Here is a 19,010-nt window from a genome sequence, read left to right on the forward strand (position 1 = left end):
GGATACACTATGTTAAAACGTTACTTCGCGCCGATAGTACTGGCCTCACTGGTTCTGGCAGGCTGTCAGTCGCCGCCGGAAGGCAAATTCACTCCTGAGCAAATTGCGGCGATGAAGTCTTACGGTTTTAACGAACTGAACGGTGACTGGTCACTCGGCATGTCGGACACCATCCTGTTTGATAAAAATGACGCCAGACTGCGTCCGGAAAGTGAAACGCAGATCCAATCCATGGCCTCCCGCCTGGCGGAAACCGGCCTGAACCACGCGCGAATGGACGGTCACACGGATAATTACGGGGAAGAAAGCTACAACGAAGCGCTGTCGTTAAAACGCGCCAACGCCGTGGCCGATGCCTGGGCGAAGGGGGCAAATATCCCGCGCAGCAATCTCACCACGCAGGGATTAGGTCAAAAATACCCGGTTGCGAGCAACAGTACTCCGCAAGGGCGCGCTGAAAACCGCCGCGTCGCAGTGGTTATCAGCACGCCATAGGGTTATTTAGCGGATGTTTCGGCGAGCGTCACCCTGGTTGCCGCTCGCCAGCGCAGCCAGTCCACCAGAACAAACAGCGCCAGACTCACGCCCATGACCGGCAAGGCCAGCCCCAGCAGTACGCTGATTATCAGCGTAACCCCTCTTCCCCAACCTGACAGCGCCAGCCAGCTCTGACAAAGCGTCTGCACCGGATCCACGGCCGATTGCGCCGGACGGCGCATCCACCACATCCGGTACCCCCAGATGATGAGCACGCACAGGGCGAGGCCGAACGCCACGAGCAGCAGCTGATTCACCAGCCCGAATAGGATCCCCATATGGAAATCCACGCCCCAGCGGGTCAGTTTTGCCATTAGGGGGAAATCCTCGAATCGGGTTCTGTCCAGGACCTGCATCGTAGAAGGATCAACCGCAACGGCATCGACCTGGGTCGGCCAGCTGCGATCGATTTCCGTCACTGTCCAGGCGCTATCCACCGTTTTCGCCGGGCGGATCTCCAGCCTGTTGGCATCAATCCCCGCTTTACGCGCCGCGTTTAACACCCCGTCAAACTGCGTCAAATCCATCGCCATTTCCGGCATCATCATTCCGCCGTGATGACCACGGTGTTCGGCATGTTCATCCACGGTCTCATGTTGACCGGAAAGCGTCGTGTTCACCTGCGGGGTGAGCCAGTTCATCTCAGCCCGCAGCCTGTCAACGTTCCCGCCAGCCCACTGGGACCAGGTCAGGCCGGTTGCTGAGAACAGCAGCATTCCGCCCAGCAGACTCCAGCCCAGCGTCACGTGCAGGCGACGTCGATTCTGGAAGCGATTATTGATCCGCCGTTTGGGGCGGGTATAAAACCACAGGCCAACACCGCCCAGCGCGGCAACCCACATCCACGAGGCCGCAAGCTCGCTGTAAAGTCGCCCCACGTCGCCCAGCATCAGAGAGGTATGCAGGTAATCAATGGTCTGACGCAGCGGTAAAATCCCGCTGGTGCCGTATACCGTCATATCCCCCAGCACCGCCAGGCTTACCGGATCAATAAAAATAGCCCGGTTCTCAGAGGGCCCAAGCGCCGGGTCAGTAAACATCACGCGGGTGGTTTCCCCTTCAGCCAGCCCCGGACGCACGGCGTGCAAACGCACATCCGATCCAACGGTTTTTTCCGCCACGGCAATTTGTTCCGCCAGCGGCTGCGGCTTGCCCACGGAATCCGCGTGGAGCGCGTGCCGGTAGAGCGCATTCTCCAGCTGCGGGGTCGCCACATACAGCGTACCGGTCAGCGCGGCAAAGAAGATAAACGGGCCGACAAACAGCCCAACGTAGAAATGGAGGCGACGCAGCAGGTTTCCCCATGCCGCGCGCGGAGTGCAGGTAGTCATACTTTTCCTTTTTAAGGCAGTAAGTTATTGATTTATTTTTTAAAGGGAAAAAGCAGACTGCCGCGGCGGCGCGCGGGTATCAGGATAAAGCCAGGGGAAAAAGTGCCAGTGGCTGACCGCCTGGCGCGGCGGCTTAACGCGAAGCCTCTGCAGCACCACGCTGAGCAGGACGATCAGCGCCAGCATCACGCCAGGGACGTGCGCTAACAGCACGCAGTAGCCGCACGCTTCCGCATGGTCGACAGGCATCGTGTGCGGCATATCGCCATGATGCTCATCCATCGACATCATGCTCATGTCATGATGCATGCCAGGCATCGCGCTCATGGGATCTTTCTGCAGCGAGACGGAGATAAGCGGCGCCACCACGATCAGCAGGATCGCAAACAGCGCGGTCAATGCCGCAGCGCGTTTCCGGTTAGGCTGATGCAGTACGTTATCCACGTCCCCTCCACTCAAGAGGCAAGCATTGTAAATGATTTATGACAAAAGGGTTAACGTGAGAAATGCGCAGGGATAAAAAAAGGGCCGGCCTTTCGGCCAGCCCTTTCTAACAGGATGTCGCTTAAGCGAATCTTAGTTCAGACGCTCTTTAATACGAGCAGACTTACCAGTACGCTCACGCAGGTAGTACAGTTTAGCTTTACGTACAGCACCACGACGTTTAACAGCAATGCTGTCAACTACCGGAGAGTGAGTCTGGAAGACACGCTCAACGCCTTCGCCGTTGGAAATTTTACGAACAGTGAATGCAGAGTGCAGACCGCGGTTACGAATAGCGATAACCACGCCCTCGAATGCCTGCAGACGTTTTTTGGAACCTTCAACAACCCATACTTTCACTTCCACGGTGTCACCTGGACGGAAGGAAGGTACGTCCTGCTTCATCTGCTCTTGTTCAAGTTGCTTAATAATGTTGCTCATAATTTAATCTCTTATCCTGGGTAAACTGATATTCGGGAGCGTATTACGCATTCCCATCATGTTCATGCTGCTGGTGCGCGTGTTCAGTTTTGAACTCGGCCAGCAACTTTGCTTGCTCTTCAGTCAGAGCCAGGTTTTCCAGAAGTTCAGGTCTTCTAAGCCAGGTTCGGCCCAGCGACTGCTTCAAACGCCAGCGACGTATCTCGGCATGGTTTCCAGACAGTAACACTGCCGGTACTTCCATCCCTTCTAACACTTCAGGACGAGTATAGTGTGGACAGTCAAGCAACCCATCGGCAAAGGAATCTTCCGTTGCCGAAGCTTCATGGCCCAGAACCCCCGGAATGAACCGGGCGACGGAGTCAATCAGCGTCATTGCGGGTAACTCACCACCGCTGAGAACGTAATCGCCGATAGACCATTCTTCGTCAATCTCGGTTTGAATTACGCGCTCATCTATCCCTTCGTAGCGCCCACAGACCAGAATCAGCTTTTGATTCGTCGCCAGTTCGCTCACGCCCGCTTGATCAAGCTTGCGTCCCTGAGGTGACAGATAAATCACCTTTGCGCCTTCACCTGCCGCGGCTTTTGCTGTGTGAATGGCATCCCGTAAGGGTTGCACCATCATTAGCATCCCCGGTCCGCCGCCGTAAGGACGATCGTCCACGGTACGGTGCCGGTCATGAGTAAAGTCACGAGGACTCCAGCTCTGGATGCTCAGCAGGCCATTCTTTACTGCCCGGCCAGTTACCCCGTAATCGGTAATCGCGCGGAACATTTCAGGAAACAGGCTAATTATGCCAATCCACATAGCGCCGTCTTTTACCGTTTATCCGGAGAATTTAAAAACCAGGATCCCAATCTACTTCAATGGTTTGAGTAGTGAGATCGACTTTCTTGATAACCTGTCCATCGAGGAACGGAACCAACCGCTCCTTGATGCCAAATGCATCTTTCAGGTTTGCCTTAATGACGAGAACGTCATTTGACCCGGTTTCCATCATATCGATGACTTTTCCCAGGCTGTAGCCTTCGGTAGTGACTACCTGGCAACCCATAAGGTCTTTCCAGTAGTAGTCGCCCTCTTCCAGCTGTGGCAACTGCGACGAATCCACGACAATTTCACAATTAGTCAGCGCATTCGCGGCATCACGATCGTCAACGCCTTTCAGCTTGATGATGATGTCCTGATTGTGGTGACGCCAGCTTTCCAGCTCGACCTCTTCCCACTTACCGCCTTTCTGGATAAACCAGGGCTGGTAATCAAAAATGCTATCAGCGTCTTCAGTGGAGGAAAACACTCTGAGCCAACCACGGATACCGTAGCAAGAACCCATTTTTCCCAATACGATCGGTTCAACAGGTGCTTTATTGCTCATCATGACCACCGTGACAGATTAAGCTGCTTTGTTTGCTGCTTTGATCAGCGTAGCAACGCGATCGGAAACAGTAGCGCCCTGGCCAACCCAGTGAGCGATACGATCCAGATCCAGACGAGTTTCTTCTTCTGCGCCAGCGGCCAGTGGGTTGAAGAAACCAACGCGCTCGATGAAGCGACCGTTGCGTGCATTACGGCTGTCAGTCACAACAACCTGGTAGAACGGACGCTTTTTAGCGCCGTGACGAGCTAAACGAATAGTAACCATAACATCCTCTTGTGTGAATAAAACAACCGGGCCCCATCGAGGAACGGAGCCCGGGTGTCATATTAAAAGCCCGAAAATTTTACTCATTTTCGGGCAAAAAGCAATCTCAAAAGCGATTAACGCCCTGGAAAACCGGGTGGCATCATGCCTTTCATACCGCGCATCATCTTCGCCATGCCGCCTTTCTTCATTTTCTTCATCATGCGCTGCATGTCGTCGAACTGTTTCAGAAGGCGGTTAACGTCCTGCACCTGCATGCCGCAACCGGCTGCGATACGGCGTTTACGGGAACCTTTGATGATATCCGGGTTAGCGCGCTCTTTGAGGGTCATCGAGTTGATGATCGCCTCCATACGCACCAGCACCTTGTCATCCATCTGCGCTTTCACGTTGTCAGGGATCTGGCCCATGCCCGGCAGTTTGCCCATCAGGCTGGCCATGCCACCCATGTTTTTCATCTGACGCAGCTGCTCAAGGAAGTCGGTGAGATCGAAACCGTCGCCTTTTTTCAGCTTGCTGGCCAGCTTCTCGGCCTGCGCGCGGTCAACCTTGCTCTCGATATCTTCGATCAGCGACAGCACGTCGCCCATGCCGAGGATACGGGAGGCAATACGATCCGGGTGGAACGGCTCCAGCGCTTCAGTTTTCTCGCCTACGCCGAGGAATTTAATCGGCTTACCGGTGATGTGACGAATGGAGAGCGCCGCACCGCCGCGGGCGTCACCGTCCACTTTGGTCAGCACCACGCCGGTTAACGGCAGCGCTTCGTTAAACGCTTTCGCGGTATTCGCCGCATCCTGACCGGTCATGGCGTCGACAACGAACAGGGTCTCTACCGGGTTGATAGAGGCATGCACCTGCTTGATCTCGTCCATCATCGCTTCGTCAACGTGCAGACGACCGGCGGTATCCACCAGCAACACGTCGTAGAATTTCAGCTTCGCTTCTTTCAGCGCCGCGTTAACGATGTCGACAGGCTTCTGCGCCACGTCGGACGGGAAGAAATCTACGCCGACCTGCTCGGCCAGGGTTTCCAGCTGTTTGATCGCCGCCGGGCGATAGACGTCCGCAGAGACCACCAGCACTTTCTTCTTGTGCTTTTCACGCAGGAACTTACCCAGCTTACCGACGCTGGTCGTTTTACCCGCACCCTGCAGGCCCGCCATCAGCACCACGGCCGGCGGCTGAGCCGCCAGGTTAAGCACCTGGTTCTCTTCGCCCATCGCCGAAACCAGTTCATTACGAACGATTTTGACGAACTCCTGACCCGGGGTCAGGCTCTTGTTAACTTCATGACCAACCGCCTTCTCTTTTACGCGGTTGATAAAATCACGAACAACCGGCAACGCGACGTCTGCTTCCAGCAGCGCCATGCGCACTTCGCGCAGCGTTTCCTTGATGTTCTCTTCAGTAAGGCGTCCGCGGCCGCTGATGTTGCGCAGCGTGCGCGACAAACGATCGGTTAAATTATCAAACATTGTCTCTCGCCTGAGTAGAAACGTTGGGCCGCCATGGGCGACACATACACAGAATTTTGCCGGAGTATAACATGAAGGCGCCTTTGTTGTTATGCAACGGTTGGAGCAGGCGTCACGTAACGTTATACTGCTTCTCTTTCTTATTAAGACAACTGTCGATGCCTATATGCCTGTTTTCGCACTGATCGCCCTTGTTGCCTACTCTGTCAGCCTCGCGCTGATCGTTCCCGGACTGCTGCAAAAAAACAGCGGCTGGCGGCGCATGGCTATTCTTTCCGCGGTGATCGCACTGATTAGCCACGCGTTTGCGCTGGAATCACGCATCATTCCCGGCGACGGCAGCGTGCAAAACCTGAGCGTCCTCAACGTCGGCTCGCTGGTCAGCCTGATGATCTGTACGGTAATGACCATCGTCGCGTCTAAAAATCGCGGCTGGCTGCTGTTGCCGATTGTCTATACCTTCGCGCTGATCAATCTGGCTCTCGCCACCTTTATGCCTAATGAATTCATTACGCATCTGGAGGCTACCCCGGGGATGCTGGTGCATATCGGCCTGTCGCTCTTTGCCTACGCGACGCTGATCATCGCCGCGCTTTACGCCATGCAGCTCGCCTGGATTGACTACCAGCTGAAAAACAAAAAGCTGGCGTTTAACCATGAAATGCCGCCGCTGATGGTCATTGAGCGTAAGATGTTCCACATCACCCAGGTGGGCGTGGTGCTGCTGACGCTGACGCTCTGCACGGGCCTGTTTTACATGAAGAACCTGTTCAGCGTGGAGAACATCGATAAAGCAGTGCTCTCCATCATCGCGTGGTTTGTCTATATTGTCCTGTTATGGGGCCATTATCATGAAGGCTGGCGCGGTCGTCGCGTGGTCTGGTTCAACGTCGCTGGCGCGGGCATTCTCACTCTTGCCTATTTTGGCAGCCGCTTCATACAGCAATTTGCTGGCTAAGAAACAAAGGAGTTCCCCCTGGAACACATCTCTACCACCACGCTGATCGTTACGCTGATCGTCATGGTGGTCATCTCCGCCTATTTCTCCGGCTCGGAAACCGGCATGATGACCTTAAACCGCTACCGGTTACGTCATCGCGCTAAGCAGGGTAACCGTGCCGCACGTCGCGTTGAAAAACTGCTCCGCAAGCCGGATCGCCTGATAAGCCTGGTGCTCATCGGCAACAACCTTGTCAACATTCTGGCCTCCGCCCTCGGCACTATTGTCGGGATGCGCCTTTACGGCAACGCCGGGGTGGCGATTGCCACCGGCGTGCTGACGTTCGTGGTGCTGGTGTTTGCCGAAGTGCTGCCGAAAACCATCGCCGCGCTTTACCCTGAGAAAGTCGCCTACCCGAGCAGCTTCCTGCTGGCACCGCTGCTGATCCTGATGATGCCGCTGGTCTGGCTGCTGAACATGGTGACGCGCGTACTGATGCGGATGGTGGGGATCAAAGCCGATGTCACCATCAGCAGCGCGCTCAGCAAAGAAGAGCTTCGCACCATTGTGCATGAATCCCGCTCGCAGATCTCCCGACGCAATCAGGACATGCTCCTGTCGGTGCTGGATCTGGAAAAGGTGAGCGTAAATGACATCATGGTGCCGCGTAACGAAATCGTCGGTATCGACATCAATGACGACTGGAAAGCCATCGTTCGCCAGCTGACGCACTCCCCGCACGGGCGCATTGTGCTGTATCGCGACTCGCTGGATGACGCCATCAGCATGCTGCGCGTGCGCGAAGCCTACCGTCTGATGACCGAGAAAAAAGAGTTCACCAAAGAGGTGATGCTGCGCGCCGCCGACGAGATTTACTACGTGCCGGAAGGAACCCCGCTCAGCACGCAGCTGGTGAAATTCCAGCGCAACAAGAAGAAGGTCGGCCTGGTGGTCAATGAGTACGGCGATATTCAAGGGCTGGTGACGGTCGAAGATATTCTGGAAGAAATTGTCGGGGACTTTACCACGTCGATGTCGCCTTCCCTCGCGGAAGAGGTCACCCCGCAAAACGACGGCTCGGTGCTGATTGACGGTAGTGCGAACATTCGTGAACTCAACAAAGCCTTTAACTGGCATTTGCCGGAAGATGAGGCTCGAACCATTAACGGGATGATTCTGGAAGCGCTGGAAGAGATCCCGGCGGCGGGCACGCGGGTGCGCATTGAGCAGTACGATATTGATATCCTGGACGTGCAGGACAACATGATTAAGCAGGTGAAAGTTCTGCCCGTTAAACCCCTGCGCGAAAGTATCGCTGAGTAAGGTTTAGGCCGGGTGAGGCGAACGCCGCCACCCGGCACTACGGATGGCAAATTACGCTTTCGCTTTCGCCACGGTCACCATCGCAGCGCGAATGGTACGGCCGTTCAGGGTGTAACCTTTCTGCATCACGCCCAGCACTTTACCGGCTTCCACCTCTTCGGACTCGACCATGGCAATCGCCTGGTGAACGTTTGGATCCAGCGGTACGTCGGTATCGGCAATCACTTCCACGCCAAACTTACGCACCACGTCGAGCATGGATTTCAGCGTCAGTTCAATACCTTCGATCATCGCCGCGTTGTCCGGATTCGCTTTGTCAGCCACTTCCAGCGCGCGATCGAGGCTATCAATTACCGGCAGCAGTTCGTTGACGAATTTCTCCAGCGCAAATTTATGCGCCTTCTCAACGTCCTGCTCGGTACGACGACGCAGGTTTTCCATTTCCGCCTTGATGCGCAGAACACCATCGCGTTCGCGATTCTGTGCTTCTACCAGCTGGGCTTCCAGATTCGCAATTTTTTCATCGCGCGGGTCCACCTGCTCAGCAGATGCGTCTGGCTCTACAGCCTCAACTTCATCGTGCTGTTCCGTGATAATTTCTTCAGGGGCTTGCCCCTCAGGCGTTTTCTGTTCTTTACTACTCATGAATTTCTCCGCGTTTTTCTGCATTCATCTCGCTAACTTCGCTTATTATGGGGATCAGTTTCCGGGATTCAAGGGAACAAGACAGATTGTCATCATTCATCAGGCACAAGGACCTCCAGAAAATGAATAATCATTTCAGGTGTATTGGGATAGTCGGGCATCCGCGTCACCCTACCGCACTAACGACACATGAAATGTTGTATCGCTGGTTGTGTAGCAAAGGCTATGAAGTGATGGTCGAGCAGCAGATTGCCCAGGAGCTGCAGCTGAAGAGCGTCAAAACCGGCACGCTGGCGGAAATTGGCCAACAGGCCGATCTCGCCGTGGTGGTGGGTGGCGACGGCAACATGCTCGGTGCGGCCCGCACGCTGGCGCGCTATGACATCAAGGTCATCGGCATCAACCGTGGCAATCTCGGCTTTTTAACCGACCTCGATCCGGACAATGCGCAACAGCAGCTGGCCGACGTGCTGGAAGGCCACTATATCAGTGAAAAACGCTTTTTACTGGAAGCGCAGGTATGCCAGCAGGACTGCCAGAAGCGCATCAGCACCGCGATTAACGAGGTGGTGCTGCACCCCGGTAAAGTGGCGCACATGATCGAGTTCGAAGTCTATATTGACGAAATTTTTGCCTTCTCCCAGCGTTCTGACGGGCTGATTATCTCCACCCCGACCGGCTCAACCGCCTACTCGCTTTCTGCCGGCGGCCCGATCCTGACGCCTTCGCTGGATGCCATTACCCTGGTGCCAATGTTCCCGCACACGCTCTCCGCCCGCCCGCTGGTCATCAACGGCGACAGCACGATACGTCTGCGCTTCTCGCATCGCCGTAACGACCTGGAGATCAGCTGCGACAGCCAGATAGCGCTGCCGATCCAGGAAGGTGAAGATGTCCTCATTCGTCGGTGTGATTACCACCTGAATTTGATTCATCCGAAAGATTACAGCTATTTCAACACATTAAGCTCGAAGCTTGGCTGGTCAAAAAAATTGTTCTGATTTTGCATCCAGTACTTTACTGTATATAAAACCAGTTTATACTGTATGAAAACACAGTTATGGTTTTTCATACAGGAAAACAATTATGCTGGCACAACTGACCATCAGCAACTTTGCCATTGTTCGTGAGCTTGAGATCGATTTCCACAGCGGCATGACGGCGATCACCGGGGAAACCGGTGCAGGTAAATCCATTGCCATTGATGCCCTCGGCTTGTGCCTTGGCGGCCGCGCAGAGGGCGACATGGTGCGCATGGGCGCAAACCGTGCCGACCTGTGCGCCCGTTTCTCCCTGAAAGACACCCCTGCCGCCCAGCGCTGGCTGGAGCAGAACCAGCTTGAAGATGGACGTGAGTGTTTACTTCGCCGCGTAATCAGCAGCGACGGTCGTTCACGTGGCTTTATCAACGGCACGGCGGTTCCGCTCTCCCAGCTTCGCGAACTCGGCCAACTGCTTATCCAGATTCACGGTCAGCACGCGCACCAGCAACTCGTCAAACCTGAACAGCAGAAAGCGCTGCTGGATGGCTATGCGGGTGAGTACGCGCTTACTCAGCTTATGGCGGAGCACTATCGCCAGTGGCATCAGAGCTGCCGCGAGCTCGCCCAGCACCAGCAGCAAAGCCAGGAGCGCGCCGCACGTGCGGAGCTGCTGGCGTACCAGCTTAAAGAGTTGAACGAATTCAACCCGCAGCCGGGTGAGTTTGAGCAAATCGACGAAGAGTACAAACGCCTGGCGAACAGCGGTCACCTGCTCTCAACCAGTCAGAATGCGCTCAACCTGCTGGCGGATGGCGAAGACGTGAACCTGCAGAGCCAGCTGTATAACGTCCGCCAGCTGATTACCGAACTGGTCGGCATGGACAGCAAGCTTTCAGGCGTCCTGGATATGCTGGAAGAAGCGGCGATTCAGATCTCCGAAGCCAGCGACGAACTGCGCCACTACTGTGAACGTCTGGATCTCGACCCGAACCGTCTGTTCGAGCTTGAGCAGCGTATCTCCCGTCAGATTTCACTGGCGCGCAAGCACCACGTCACGCCGGAAGAGCTGCCGGGCTACTATCAGTCTCTGCTGGAAGAACAGCAGCAGCTTGACGATCAGGCTGACTCACAGGAAACCCTCTCTCTGGCGGTGAACCTGCACCATGAACAGGCGCTGGCGACAGCGCAAAAGCTGCATGAAATCCGTCAGCATTACGCCCAGGAGTTAAGCCAGCACATCACCGACAGCATGCACACGCTGGCGATGCCGCACGGCGTCTTCACCATTGATGTCCGCTTTGAAGAGAACCACCTGACGGCGGAAGGGGCGGACCGCATCGAGTTCCGCGTCACCACCAACCCGGGGCAGCCGCTGCAGGCTATTTCCAAAGTGGCCTCCGGTGGTGAACTGTCGCGTATTGCGCTGGCGATTCAGGTGATTACCGCGCGTAAAATGGAAACCCCGGCGCTGATTTTCGATGAAGTGGATGTCGGCATCAGCGGCCCAACGGCGGCGGTAGTAGGTAAACTGCTGCGCCAGCTAGGCGAATCAACGCAGGTGATGTGTGTCACCCACCTGCCGCAGGTCGCGGGCTGTGGTCATCATCACTTTATCGTCAGCAAAGAAACCGACGGTGAAATGACCGAAACGCACATGAAGCCGCTGGATAAACGTGCGCGCCTGCAGGAGCTGGCACGCCTGCTCGGCGGCAGCGAAGTCACCCGTAATACGCTCGCGAACGCGAAAGAACTGCTGGCGGCATAAACTTTTTCGGGATCTCAGGGTCATACAGAACAACAAAAACGCCGCCAGACCGGTTTCAAAGTGGGGCAAGGTCTATTATCATCGGCATATTACATATGAGCCGCGTTCTGCTCGGGCCCGAAAAGGAATCAAATCACTATGCGTTGTAAAATGCTGACCGCTGCCGCAGCGGTTCTTCTGATGTTGACCGCAGGCTGTTCCACTCTGGAGAAAGTGGTTTACCGTCCTGACATCAACCAGGGGAACTACCTTACCCCTAACGATGTGTCCAAAATCCGTGTGGGGATGACACAACAGCAGGTCGCTTATGCACTGGGAACCCCAATGATGTCCGATCCGTTCGGCACTAACACCTGGTTCTATGTATTCCGTCAGAAGCCGGGCCACGAAGATGCGACCCAGCAGACCCTGACGCTGACCTTCAGCAGCGCCGGTGTGTTGACCAACATCGACAACAAGCCTGCCCTGACCAAATAATCAGAAGTCGGAAATGCAAAAAGGTGCTCATTGAGCACCTTTTTTGTATCTGAATTCTTACGCAGAATCGTAGCCCCGGTAAGCGCAGCGCCACCGGGGAAAGAAAGCGCTACTTAGCCGATTTCTCAGCACGCTGACGACGCAGCTCTTTCGGGTCGGCAATCAGCGGACGATAAATCTCCACCCGATCGCCCTCTTTCAGCACATCACCCAGCTTCACCGGACGGCTGTAAATCCCCACCTTATTCTTCGCCAGGTCGATATCGCTGCGAAGCTCAAGGATGCCGGACGCGCGGATAGCCGCCTCAACGGTTGCCCCCTCTTCCAGCGTCACACGCTGCAGATACTGCTTCTCCGGCAGCGCATACACCACTTCTACAGCAATCTTATGCGACACTGTAAACCTCTTTGGCGCGGGTGGTGAACGCCTGAACCATATTGGATGCCAGCTCTTTAAAGATGCGCCCAAACGCCAGCTCAATCAGCTTATTGGTAAATTCAAAGTCCAGCTGGAACTCGATGCGACAGGCGTCAGCGCTCAGCGGCGTAAACTTCCAGCCCCCCATCAGGGTTTTAAACGGACCATCCACCAGATGCATCAAAATACTCTGATTGCTGGTCAGCGTATTGCGGGTGGTGAACGTCTTGCTGATCCCCGCTTTGGAGACATCCACCGCCGCGGTCATCTGCGTCGGGCCGGACTCCAGAACGCGGCTCCCGGTGCATCCCGGAATAAATTCTGGATAAGACTGGACATCGTTCACTAACTGATACATTTGTTCCGCGCTGTAAGGCACGAGCGCAGTACGGCTAATCTGAGGCATAGCATTTCCCATGGTCACACAACGGACAAATAATAACATTTATCACCTGTTAAAAAAACGCTAAGCCTCATCTCGTGCTAAGATAGCGCGTTAGACCTCACAGGACGCAATGAGGTGACTTTTTGAAATCAGATTACCGACGGCTTTACGACACTTATGACGAAGAAAAAAGCACATAAACCAGGCTCGGCGACCATTGCGCTCAACAAGCGTGCTCGCCACGAGTATTTCATTGAAGAAGAATTCGAAGCTGGCCTTGCGTTGCAGGGCTGGGAAGTAAAATCGCTGCGCGCCGGGAAAGCCAACATCGGCGATAGCTACGTGATCCTGAAAGATGGCGAAGCCTTCCTGTTCGGCGCGAACTTTACGCCGCTGACCGTCGCCTCCTCACACTACGTGTGTGACCCAACGCGCACCCGCAAGCTGCTGCTGAACAAGCGTGAGCTGGAATCCCTTTACGGACGCATCAACCGTGAAGGTTTCACCGTGGTCGCCCTGTCGCTCTACTGGAAAAACGCCTGGTGCAAAGTGAAAGTTGGCGTCGCGAAGGGTAAAAAACAGCACGACAAACGTACTGACCTGAAAGAGCGCGAGTGGCAGTTGGATAAAGCGCGCATCATGAAAAACGCAGGACGTTGATTCTGCACACTTATTGTACTATTCAATAAGTTAGTGTTCCGGGCTGGTATCCAGGAAGTGAAATCTGGTATACTTAGTTCAACACTATTGGGGCTGATTCTGGATTCGACGGGATTTGCGAAACCCAAGGTGCATGCCGAGGGGCGGTTTGCCTCGTTAAAAGCCGCAAAAAAATAGTCGCAAACGACGAAAACTACGCTTTAGCAGCTTAATAACCTGCTCTGAGCCCTCTCTCCCTAGCTTCCGCTCTTAAGACGGGGATCAAAGAGAGGTCAAACCCAAAAGAGATCGCGTGGAAGCCCTGCCTGGGGTTGAAGCGTTAAAACTAATCAGGCTAGTTCGTTAGTGGCGTGTCTGTCCGCAGCTGGCGTGCGAATGTAAAGACAAACTAAGCATGTAGTACCGAGGATGTAGAAATTTCGGACGCGGGTTCAACTCCCGCCAGCTCCACCAATTTTTGATATATTGAAGTTCAGTGAAGTCTATCAAGCCCGCATGGAACCAGCCTTGCGGGCTTTTTTACGTCTATAATAGTCTACCGAGAATTGCTAGAATCTACTCGTTATGGCACCCTTTTTGGGACCCAACACGAAGGGTCCAAAACATGAGGGTCCCAAACATGGCAAAAATCGCTAAGAAGCTCACTGACACTGAAATCAAAAGCACCAAACCTGCCGAGAAAGAGGTTAACCTTTTTGACGGCGATGGTTTGCTCCTGCGAATCGCCCCCTTGGCGAAGGGAGGAAAGAAAAATTGGTATTTCAGATATGCAGTGCCTGTGACCAAAAAGCGAACTAAGGTGAGCTTAGGAACCTATCCTCACCTTACACTTGCGAAGGCACGAGCTTTACGTGATGAGTACTTGTCGTTGCTTGCAAATGGTATAGACCCACAAGTTCATAACACCCACAAAGCCAATGCCCTTAAGGATGCCACGGAACATACATTTCAAGCAGTAGCCAGGAAGTGGCTTGATGAGAAAGTCAAAACGTCAGGCATCTCCCAAGATCATGCTAACGACATCTGGCGAAGCCTAGAGAGAAATATCTTTCCAACGTTGGGTGATACCCCCATTAAGGAGATTCGCCCTAAAATGCTTAAACAGCATTTAGAACCCATAGAAAAACGAGGTGTCCTTGAAACACTTCGCCGCATCATATCCCGCCTGAATGAAATTTTCCGCTATGCAGCAACAGAAGAACTCATAGAATTCAATCCGGCTGACAACCTGGGGCAACGGTTCAGCAAGCCAAAAAAACAGAATATGCCAGCATTACCCCCTTCCGAACTCCCCCGCTTCCTGGTTGCTCTAAACAATGCTTCTGTCCGTTTAGAAACAAGGCTACTGATTGAGTGGCAACTTCTCACATGGGTTCGCCCTGGTGAAGCTGTTCGCACAAGATGGTCAGATATTGATATAGAAACCGGCATGTGGAACATCCCGGCGGAGTTTATGAAAATGAAGAAACCTCACAAAGTTCCACTGAGCAAAGAAGCTTTGCGAGTCTTGGATTCAATGAAAGCCATCAGCGGGCATAGAGAGTGGGTTTTTCCCAGTATCAAAGCTCCACTCAATCACATGCATGAACAAACAGCTAATGCGGCTATAATCCGTATGGGCTTCGGAGGTGAGCTTGTAGCTCATGGTATGCGATCAATCGCCAGAACGGCTGCTGAGGAGTGTGGCAAGTTTAGAACTGATGTCTTAGAAGCCGCCCTTGCCCACTCGAAAAAAGATGAAATAATTGCAGCCTACAATCGTGCAGAGTATCTCACAGAACGTGTGGTTCTCATGCAATGGTGGAGTGACTATGTTTCGTCTCAAAAATACAAAGTTATTGCCGCATAACTCTTCCATGATGGGTTAACTATCTTGATTTATTTGAAGAATTAATGATCACACCATTAACCTATGTGGACTAAGCATAGCCATTTACAAATGGGTACCTTGAGGCCAAATAACGAAAGCTGTCGGTCATATCAGCTAAATAATTCACATCTCTTCTCGATTATCATACACCTCGAAGATCTACCAAATTCGCTCTAATCAATGATAAAACAGTTGAATTCGGTTAAAATTTGATCAATTTTATCCTCTACATTGTATTGAATCATCCATGAGGTTTCGTGCATGGCTAGCGAAAATGACAAAAATCATAGAGTTAGGGTCGCACAGTACTTGAGGATGTCTACCGACCATCAGCAATATTCTTTACATAATCAGTCCGAATATATCAAAGATTATGCTGAAAAGAACAATATGGAAATCGCTTATACCTACGATGATGCAGGTAAGAGCGGAGTCAGTATCGTAGGCAGGCATTCTTTGCAGCAGTTACTTAACGATGTAGAACAAAAGAAAATAGATATACAGGCTGTATTATTTTATGATGTGAGCCGTTTTGGTCGTTTTCAAAATAGTGATGAAGCTGCATATTATTCCTTTCTATTTGAGAGAAATGGTGTAGATCTTATATATTGTTCCGAACCTATACCCACTAAAGATTTCCCTTTAGAGTCCTCTGTTATACTCAATATAAAAAGATCTAGTGCTGCATATCACAGCAGAAATTTATCTGAAAAGGTATTTATAGGGCAAGTAAATTTAATAAAGCTTGGTTATCATCAAGGCGGTATGGCTGGTTATGGACTGAGACGTCTTTTAGTAGACGAAAATGGCATAGCTAAAGAAATATTGAGTTTCCGCAAAAGAAAGAGCATTCAAACAGATAGGGTAATATTAATTCCGGGACCAAAAAATGAAATAAAAATTGTAAATAGAATCTATGATCTCTTTATAGATAATAACGTTCCAGAATTTATTATTGCTGAGAGATTAAATGAACAGAACATTCCTGCAGAAAATGGAACATTATGGACTCGTGCAAAAATACATCAAATTTTGACAAATGAAAAATATATTGGAAACAACATATATAACAAAACCTCATCCAAACTAAAAAGTAGGCTTGTAAAAAACCCCAAACATGAATGGGTTAGATGTGACAAGGCATATAAACCTATTATTTCAAAGAAAAAATATAATAAAGCTCAAGAAATAATTCAGCTCCGATCCATTCATTTGACTAATGAAGATCTATTAGAAAAACTAAAACAAAAATTAGAATCTAATGGAAAACTATCAGGCTTTATCATTGATGAAGATGATACAGGCCCTTCATCTTCTGTTTATAGAACGCGATTTGGTGGTCTTTTAAGAGCATATACTTTGATTGGTTATAAGCCAGAACATGATTACAGCTATCTCAAAATAAATGAAGCACTAAGATCATTTTACTCAGAGATAATTGAGGATTTTAAAGGTGAAATTTTAAAAAGTAACTGTCATATAGACGAGTATAAATATGCCCCAATGCTTTACATCAATGATGAGTTTTTAATTTCCGTCCTTGTTACTAAATGCATACATATGAAATCAGGTAAACTTAGATGGAAAGTCCGGTTTGATAACTCACAGAAAGCAGACATAACAATTGTTATACGAATGAATTCACAAAATATTTCACCTCTTGATTTTTATATCATACCAAAGATTGAAAACGAATATAGTAAAATGTGCATGACGGAAACAAACAACATTCGATTAGATCTCTATAGATTTGATAATCTTGATAAACTTCTACAAATTATTACTCGCATGAAAGTGAGGGAACTATATGCTGCCTGAAAAAAATGAATTCCCAATAATTCAAATTGAGATTGCAAAAATAAAATTTCTTAACCCACGAACAAGAAATAAAGTAGTGCATGAAGAAATAAAGGAAAGCATAAAAAAAAGAGGATTAAGCAAACCTATAAGCGTAAGAGCTATTGATGAAGACGATTTCAAATATGCTTTAATTTGTGGTCAAGGGAGAATAGAGGCTCTCGTTGCATTAGGTGAAACTATTATTCCAGCAATTGTAAGAGATGTATCAGAAGAAGATGCTTACGTTATGAGTTTAGTTGAAAACATTGCAAGGAGAAGACCACGTTCTAATGAGTTATTACAGGTGATTAAAGACATGAAAATCAGAGGACTTTTAGACTCCGAAATAAGTGAGATTACTGGATATTCATCGAACTGGGTGAGCAGTATTAATATGCTACTTGATAAGGGAGAGCATAAACTTCTCTCAGCAGTCGAACGGGGTAATTTGCCTCTATATCTCGCAGTGCAATTTGCAAGATGTGAAACTGAGGAAGCACAAGATATTCTTACCGAAGCATATGATAAAAAATTAATAAAAAGTCGGGACATTATAAAGATAAAACACATTCTAAATCAAAGAACAGTTGGGAATAAAGGTGCAAAAGCAGCCGGATTTTATTATCACAAACCATCAAAAAGGATGACTGCAGAGGAGTTGATTGAGCTTTATGAAAATAGTATCGCTGAACATAAATCTGTTTATAAAAACTCAAAATTCATAAAAACCAATCTACTAATAGTAAATGAGATTTTTAACATCATAATGATGAATAAAAGCTTTCAACATATACTTGAACAAGAGAATCTTTCAGAACTACCATCTCAGATATTAAACCCAGTAAACAAAGAGGTATCAAAATGATTCAGATACGTTTTGGCGATAATTTTATTTACCTGGAAACTAATAAGTTAATTCCATCTAAGGAATTATTAGAAAACGTAAAGCGAAGCCATAAATATTATCAAATAGTTACCTCTATCGAAAGCTTAGGTATTATTGAACCAATAATAGTGTTCTATGACAAAGATAAAGATGTCACTAAGATACTTGATGGCCATTTGAGGGTTGAGGCTTTAAAAGACTTAGGTATAGAAAAAGCTCCATGTATACTTTCGAGCATAGATGATGCTTTCACTCCTAACAAACAAGTGAATCATATAAATGTAGTAGAAGAACATAGAATGATAATTAAGTCTCTGGCAAAAGTATCAATTGAAAAACTTAGTGCTGCTTTGGGCATATCTGTTGATGCCATAAAAGATAAAGCTAATGTGATGAACGGCATAGATCCAAGTGTAATTGCGAAACTTTCTGATAAACCTATACCTAAGGCTACATTTGACGTTTTGAGGAAAATGAAGCCAATTCGCCAAATTGAAGCAGTCGGTACAATGATTAATTTTGATAATTATAGTAAAAAATTTGCAATGAGCATCTTGGATGCAACACCGGCATCGATGATAGTAAATAAAGGGAAAAACACTCCCTATAAAAAGGACATAAAAAAAACCATACTTCGTCTGGAACAAGAAATGGCAACAACTTCGGAAGAAACGAAAAAGCTTCAAACCGAGTATGGTTCAGATATGTTGAAATTCGTTATAATCCAGTCATATATTAATAAATTACTTGGCAACTCTAAAGTTCTTCATTGGTTCTTAGAAAACGAGGTTGATTATCTTAATGAGTTAAAAAGAATTTCTAGAATAAATTCTTTGGACGATAAGACTCTTATTGAAAACAGCAAGTCATAGTCATGGTTTTATATAGCCTAAATAAACCAAG

General features: G+C 50.0%; 21 protein-coding genes and 1 other RNA gene. 12 read left to right on the forward strand and 10 right to left on the reverse strand.

The genetic code is table 11. From position 1 onward, the window contains the following. Window positions 1–9: 9 nt before the first annotated feature. Window positions 10–495, forward strand: a complete 486-nt coding sequence (locus GVO84_RS16955; protein WP_159514717.1) for an OmpA family protein — start codon at window positions 10–12, stop codon at window positions 493–495. A gap of 2 nt (window positions 496–497) precedes the next feature. On the opposite strand, the gene GVO84_RS16960 is transcribed toward GVO84_RS16955, so the two are convergent. From GVO84_RS16960 to ffh, 7 genes are all read right to left on the reverse strand, one after another. Then, window positions 498–1,868: a PepSY-associated TM helix domain-containing protein gene (locus GVO84_RS16960; protein ID WP_159514718.1), complete on the reverse strand. Its 1,371-nt coding sequence runs from the start codon at window positions 1,866–1,868 to the stop codon at window positions 498–500. Between the two features lie 39 nt (window positions 1,869–1,907). Further along, window positions 1,908–2,312, reverse strand: coding sequence for a DUF2946 domain-containing protein (locus tag GVO84_RS16965; RefSeq protein ID WP_047646190.1), 405 nt, complete (start codon window positions 2,310–2,312; stop codon window positions 1,908–1,910). 132 nt (window positions 2,313–2,444) lie between these two features. Further along, window positions 2,445–2,792, reverse strand: a complete 348-nt coding sequence (gene rplS, locus GVO84_RS16970) for a 50S ribosomal protein L19 (protein ID WP_002914145.1) — start codon at window positions 2,790–2,792, stop codon at window positions 2,445–2,447. A gap of 43 nt (window positions 2,793–2,835) precedes the next feature. Beyond that, window positions 2,836–3,603, reverse strand: a complete 768-nt coding sequence (gene trmD / locus GVO84_RS16975; protein WP_014832949.1) for a tRNA (guanosine(37)-N1)-methyltransferase TrmD — start codon at window positions 3,601–3,603, stop codon at window positions 2,836–2,838. A 31-nt stretch (window positions 3,604–3,634) separates the two neighbouring features. Continuing rightward, a complete protein-coding gene (rimM, locus tag GVO84_RS16980; protein WP_029741020.1) occupies window positions 3,635–4,174 on the reverse strand; it encodes a ribosome maturation factor RimM in 540 nt (179 codons plus the stop codon). Between the two features lie 15 nt (window positions 4,175–4,189). After that, on the reverse strand, window positions 4,190–4,438 hold the full coding sequence (gene rpsP / locus GVO84_RS16985; RefSeq protein ID WP_003863133.1) for a 30S ribosomal protein S16: 249 nt from the start codon (window positions 4,436–4,438) through the stop codon (window positions 4,190–4,192). A gap of 116 nt (window positions 4,439–4,554) precedes the next feature. Beyond that, window positions 4,555–5,916, reverse strand: a complete 1,362-nt coding sequence (gene ffh, locus GVO84_RS16990) for a signal recognition particle protein (RefSeq protein WP_014884878.1) — start codon at window positions 5,914–5,916, stop codon at window positions 4,555–4,557. 166 nt (window positions 5,917–6,082) lie between these two features. On the opposite strand from ffh, the gene GVO84_RS16995 reads away from it, so the two are divergent. Further along, window positions 6,083–6,874 (forward strand): cytochrome C assembly family protein, encoded by a 792-nt coding sequence (locus tag GVO84_RS16995; protein WP_014884879.1) that lies wholly within the window; start codon window positions 6,083–6,085, stop codon window positions 6,872–6,874. A gap of 18 nt (window positions 6,875–6,892) precedes the next feature. Continuing rightward, window positions 6,893–8,179: an HlyC/CorC family transporter gene (locus GVO84_RS17000; RefSeq protein WP_032640969.1), complete on the forward strand. Its 1,287-nt coding sequence runs from the start codon at window positions 6,893–6,895 to the stop codon at window positions 8,177–8,179. Between the two features lie 51 nt (window positions 8,180–8,230). On the opposite strand, the gene grpE is transcribed toward GVO84_RS17000, so the two are convergent. Beyond that, window positions 8,231–8,824 carry a nucleotide exchange factor GrpE gene (grpE, locus tag GVO84_RS17005; protein WP_023308880.1) on the reverse strand — a complete coding sequence of 198 codons (594 nt, stop codon included), beginning with the start codon at window positions 8,822–8,824 and terminating at the stop codon, window positions 8,231–8,233. Window positions 8,825–8,946: 122 nt separating this feature from the next. Between grpE and nadK the strand changes: the two genes are divergently transcribed. From nadK to bamE, 3 genes are all read left to right on the forward strand, one after another. Further along, complete coding sequence (nadK, locus tag GVO84_RS17010; protein ID WP_008502500.1) at window positions 8,947–9,825, forward strand: NAD(+) kinase; 879 nt, start codon at window positions 8,947–8,949, stop codon at window positions 9,823–9,825. Window positions 9,826–9,910: 85 nt separating this feature from the next. Further along, window positions 9,911–11,572, forward strand: coding sequence for a DNA repair protein RecN (recN, locus tag GVO84_RS17015; protein ID WP_032660461.1), 1,662 nt, complete (start codon window positions 9,911–9,913; stop codon window positions 11,570–11,572). A gap of 138 nt (window positions 11,573–11,710) precedes the next feature. Next, window positions 11,711–12,049, forward strand: a complete 339-nt coding sequence (bamE, locus tag GVO84_RS17020; protein WP_008502502.1) for an outer membrane protein assembly factor BamE — start codon at window positions 11,711–11,713, stop codon at window positions 12,047–12,049. Between the two features lie 109 nt (window positions 12,050–12,158). Here the strand turns inward: bamE and GVO84_RS17025 are convergent, their stop codons facing one another. Together GVO84_RS17025 and GVO84_RS17030 are read right to left on the reverse strand one after the other, a co-directional pair. After that, window positions 12,159–12,446, reverse strand: coding sequence for an RnfH family protein (locus GVO84_RS17025; RefSeq protein WP_023333124.1), 288 nt, complete (start codon window positions 12,444–12,446; stop codon window positions 12,159–12,161). Then, complete coding sequence (locus GVO84_RS17030; RefSeq protein WP_024908332.1) at window positions 12,436–12,873, reverse strand: type II toxin-antitoxin system RatA family toxin; 438 nt, start codon at window positions 12,871–12,873, stop codon at window positions 12,436–12,438. Before GVO84_RS17030 ends, GVO84_RS17025 begins: the two co-directional genes overlap by 11 nt. A gap of 156 nt (window positions 12,874–13,029) precedes the next feature. On the opposite strand from GVO84_RS17030, the gene smpB reads away from it, so the two are divergent. The 6 genes from smpB (at window position 13,030) to GVO84_RS17060 (ending at window position 18,979) form a co-directional block, all read left to right on the forward strand. Further along, the gene (gene smpB, locus GVO84_RS17035) at window positions 13,030–13,512 is read left to right on the forward strand and encodes an SsrA-binding protein SmpB (protein ID WP_008502505.1); all 483 of its coding nucleotides are present in this window, start codon (window positions 13,030–13,032) and stop codon (window positions 13,510–13,512) included. A gap of 89 nt (window positions 13,513–13,601) precedes the next feature. Continuing rightward, window positions 13,602–13,965: a transfer-messenger RNA gene (gene ssrA, locus GVO84_RS17040) on the forward strand. A 166-nt stretch (window positions 13,966–14,131) separates the two neighbouring features. After that, window positions 14,132–15,361 (forward strand): integrase domain-containing protein, encoded by a 1,230-nt coding sequence (locus GVO84_RS17045; protein WP_159514719.1) that lies wholly within the window; start codon window positions 14,132–14,134, stop codon window positions 15,359–15,361. A 282-nt stretch (window positions 15,362–15,643) separates the two neighbouring features. Beyond that, entirely contained in the window at window positions 15,644–17,200 is a 1,557-nt protein-coding gene (locus GVO84_RS17050) for a recombinase family protein (RefSeq protein WP_159514720.1), read from the forward strand. Continuing rightward, window positions 17,190–18,086: a ParB/RepB/Spo0J family partition protein gene (locus tag GVO84_RS17055; protein ID WP_159514721.1), complete on the forward strand. Its 897-nt coding sequence runs from the start codon at window positions 17,190–17,192 to the stop codon at window positions 18,084–18,086. The genes GVO84_RS17050 and GVO84_RS17055 overlap by 11 nt, the downstream gene beginning before the upstream one ends. Further along, complete coding sequence (locus GVO84_RS17060; RefSeq protein WP_159514722.1) at window positions 18,083–18,979, forward strand: ParB/RepB/Spo0J family partition protein; 897 nt, start codon at window positions 18,083–18,085, stop codon at window positions 18,977–18,979. Before GVO84_RS17055 ends, GVO84_RS17060 begins: the two co-directional genes overlap by 4 nt. Window positions 18,980–19,010: the final 31 nt, after the last annotated feature.

This window comes from Enterobacter sp. SM3, from assembly GCF_009811935.2.
Classification (GTDB): Bacteria; Pseudomonadota; Gammaproteobacteria; order Enterobacterales; family Enterobacteriaceae; genus Enterobacter; species Enterobacter asburiae_D.

Coding starts and splice junctions, on each gene's coding strand:
- GVO84_RS16955 (WP_159514717.1), top strand. CDS start 10: ATGTTAAAACGTTACTTCGCGCCGATAGTACTGGCCTCACTGGTTCTG.
- GVO84_RS16960 (WP_159514718.1), bottom strand. CDS start 1,868: ATGACTACCTGCACTCCGCGCGCGGCATGGGGAAACCTGCTGCGTCGC.
- rplS (WP_002914145.1), bottom strand. CDS start 2,792: ATGAGCAACATTATTAAGCAACTTGAACAAGAGCAGATGAAGCAGGAC.
- trmD (WP_014832949.1), bottom strand. CDS start 3,603: ATGTGGATTGGCATAATTAGCCTGTTTCCTGAAATGTTCCGCGCGATT.
- rimM (WP_029741020.1), bottom strand. CDS start 4,174: ATGATGAGCAATAAAGCACCTGTTGAACCGATCGTATTGGGAAAAATG.
- rpsP (WP_003863133.1), bottom strand. CDS start 4,438: ATGGTTACTATTCGTTTAGCTCGTCACGGCGCTAAAAAGCGTCCGTTC.
- ffh (WP_014884878.1), bottom strand. CDS start 5,916: ATGTTTGATAATTTAACCGATCGTTTGTCGCGCACGCTGCGCAACATC.
- GVO84_RS16995 (WP_014884879.1), top strand. CDS start 6,083: ATGCCTGTTTTCGCACTGATCGCCCTTGTTGCCTACTCTGTCAGCCTC.
- grpE (WP_023308880.1), bottom strand. CDS start 8,824: ATGAGTAGTAAAGAACAGAAAACGCCTGAGGGGCAAGCCCCTGAAGAA.
- nadK (WP_008502500.1), top strand. CDS start 8,947: ATGAATAATCATTTCAGGTGTATTGGGATAGTCGGGCATCCGCGTCAC.
- recN (WP_032660461.1), top strand. CDS start 9,911: ATGCTGGCACAACTGACCATCAGCAACTTTGCCATTGTTCGTGAGCTT.
- bamE (WP_008502502.1), top strand. CDS start 11,711: ATGCGTTGTAAAATGCTGACCGCTGCCGCAGCGGTTCTTCTGATGTTG.
- GVO84_RS17030 (WP_024908332.1), bottom strand. CDS start 12,873: ATGCCTCAGATTAGCCGTACTGCGCTCGTGCCTTACAGCGCGGAACAA.
- smpB (WP_008502505.1), top strand. CDS start 13,030: ATGACGAAGAAAAAAGCACATAAACCAGGCTCGGCGACCATTGCGCTC.
- GVO84_RS17045 (WP_159514719.1), top strand. CDS start 14,132: ATGGCAAAAATCGCTAAGAAGCTCACTGACACTGAAATCAAAAGCACC.
- GVO84_RS17050 (WP_159514720.1), top strand. CDS start 15,644: ATGGCTAGCGAAAATGACAAAAATCATAGAGTTAGGGTCGCACAGTAC.
- GVO84_RS17055 (WP_159514721.1), top strand. CDS start 17,190: ATGCTGCCTGAAAAAAATGAATTCCCAATAATTCAAATTGAGATTGCA.
- GVO84_RS17060 (WP_159514722.1), top strand. CDS start 18,083: ATGATTCAGATACGTTTTGGCGATAATTTTATTTACCTGGAAACTAAT.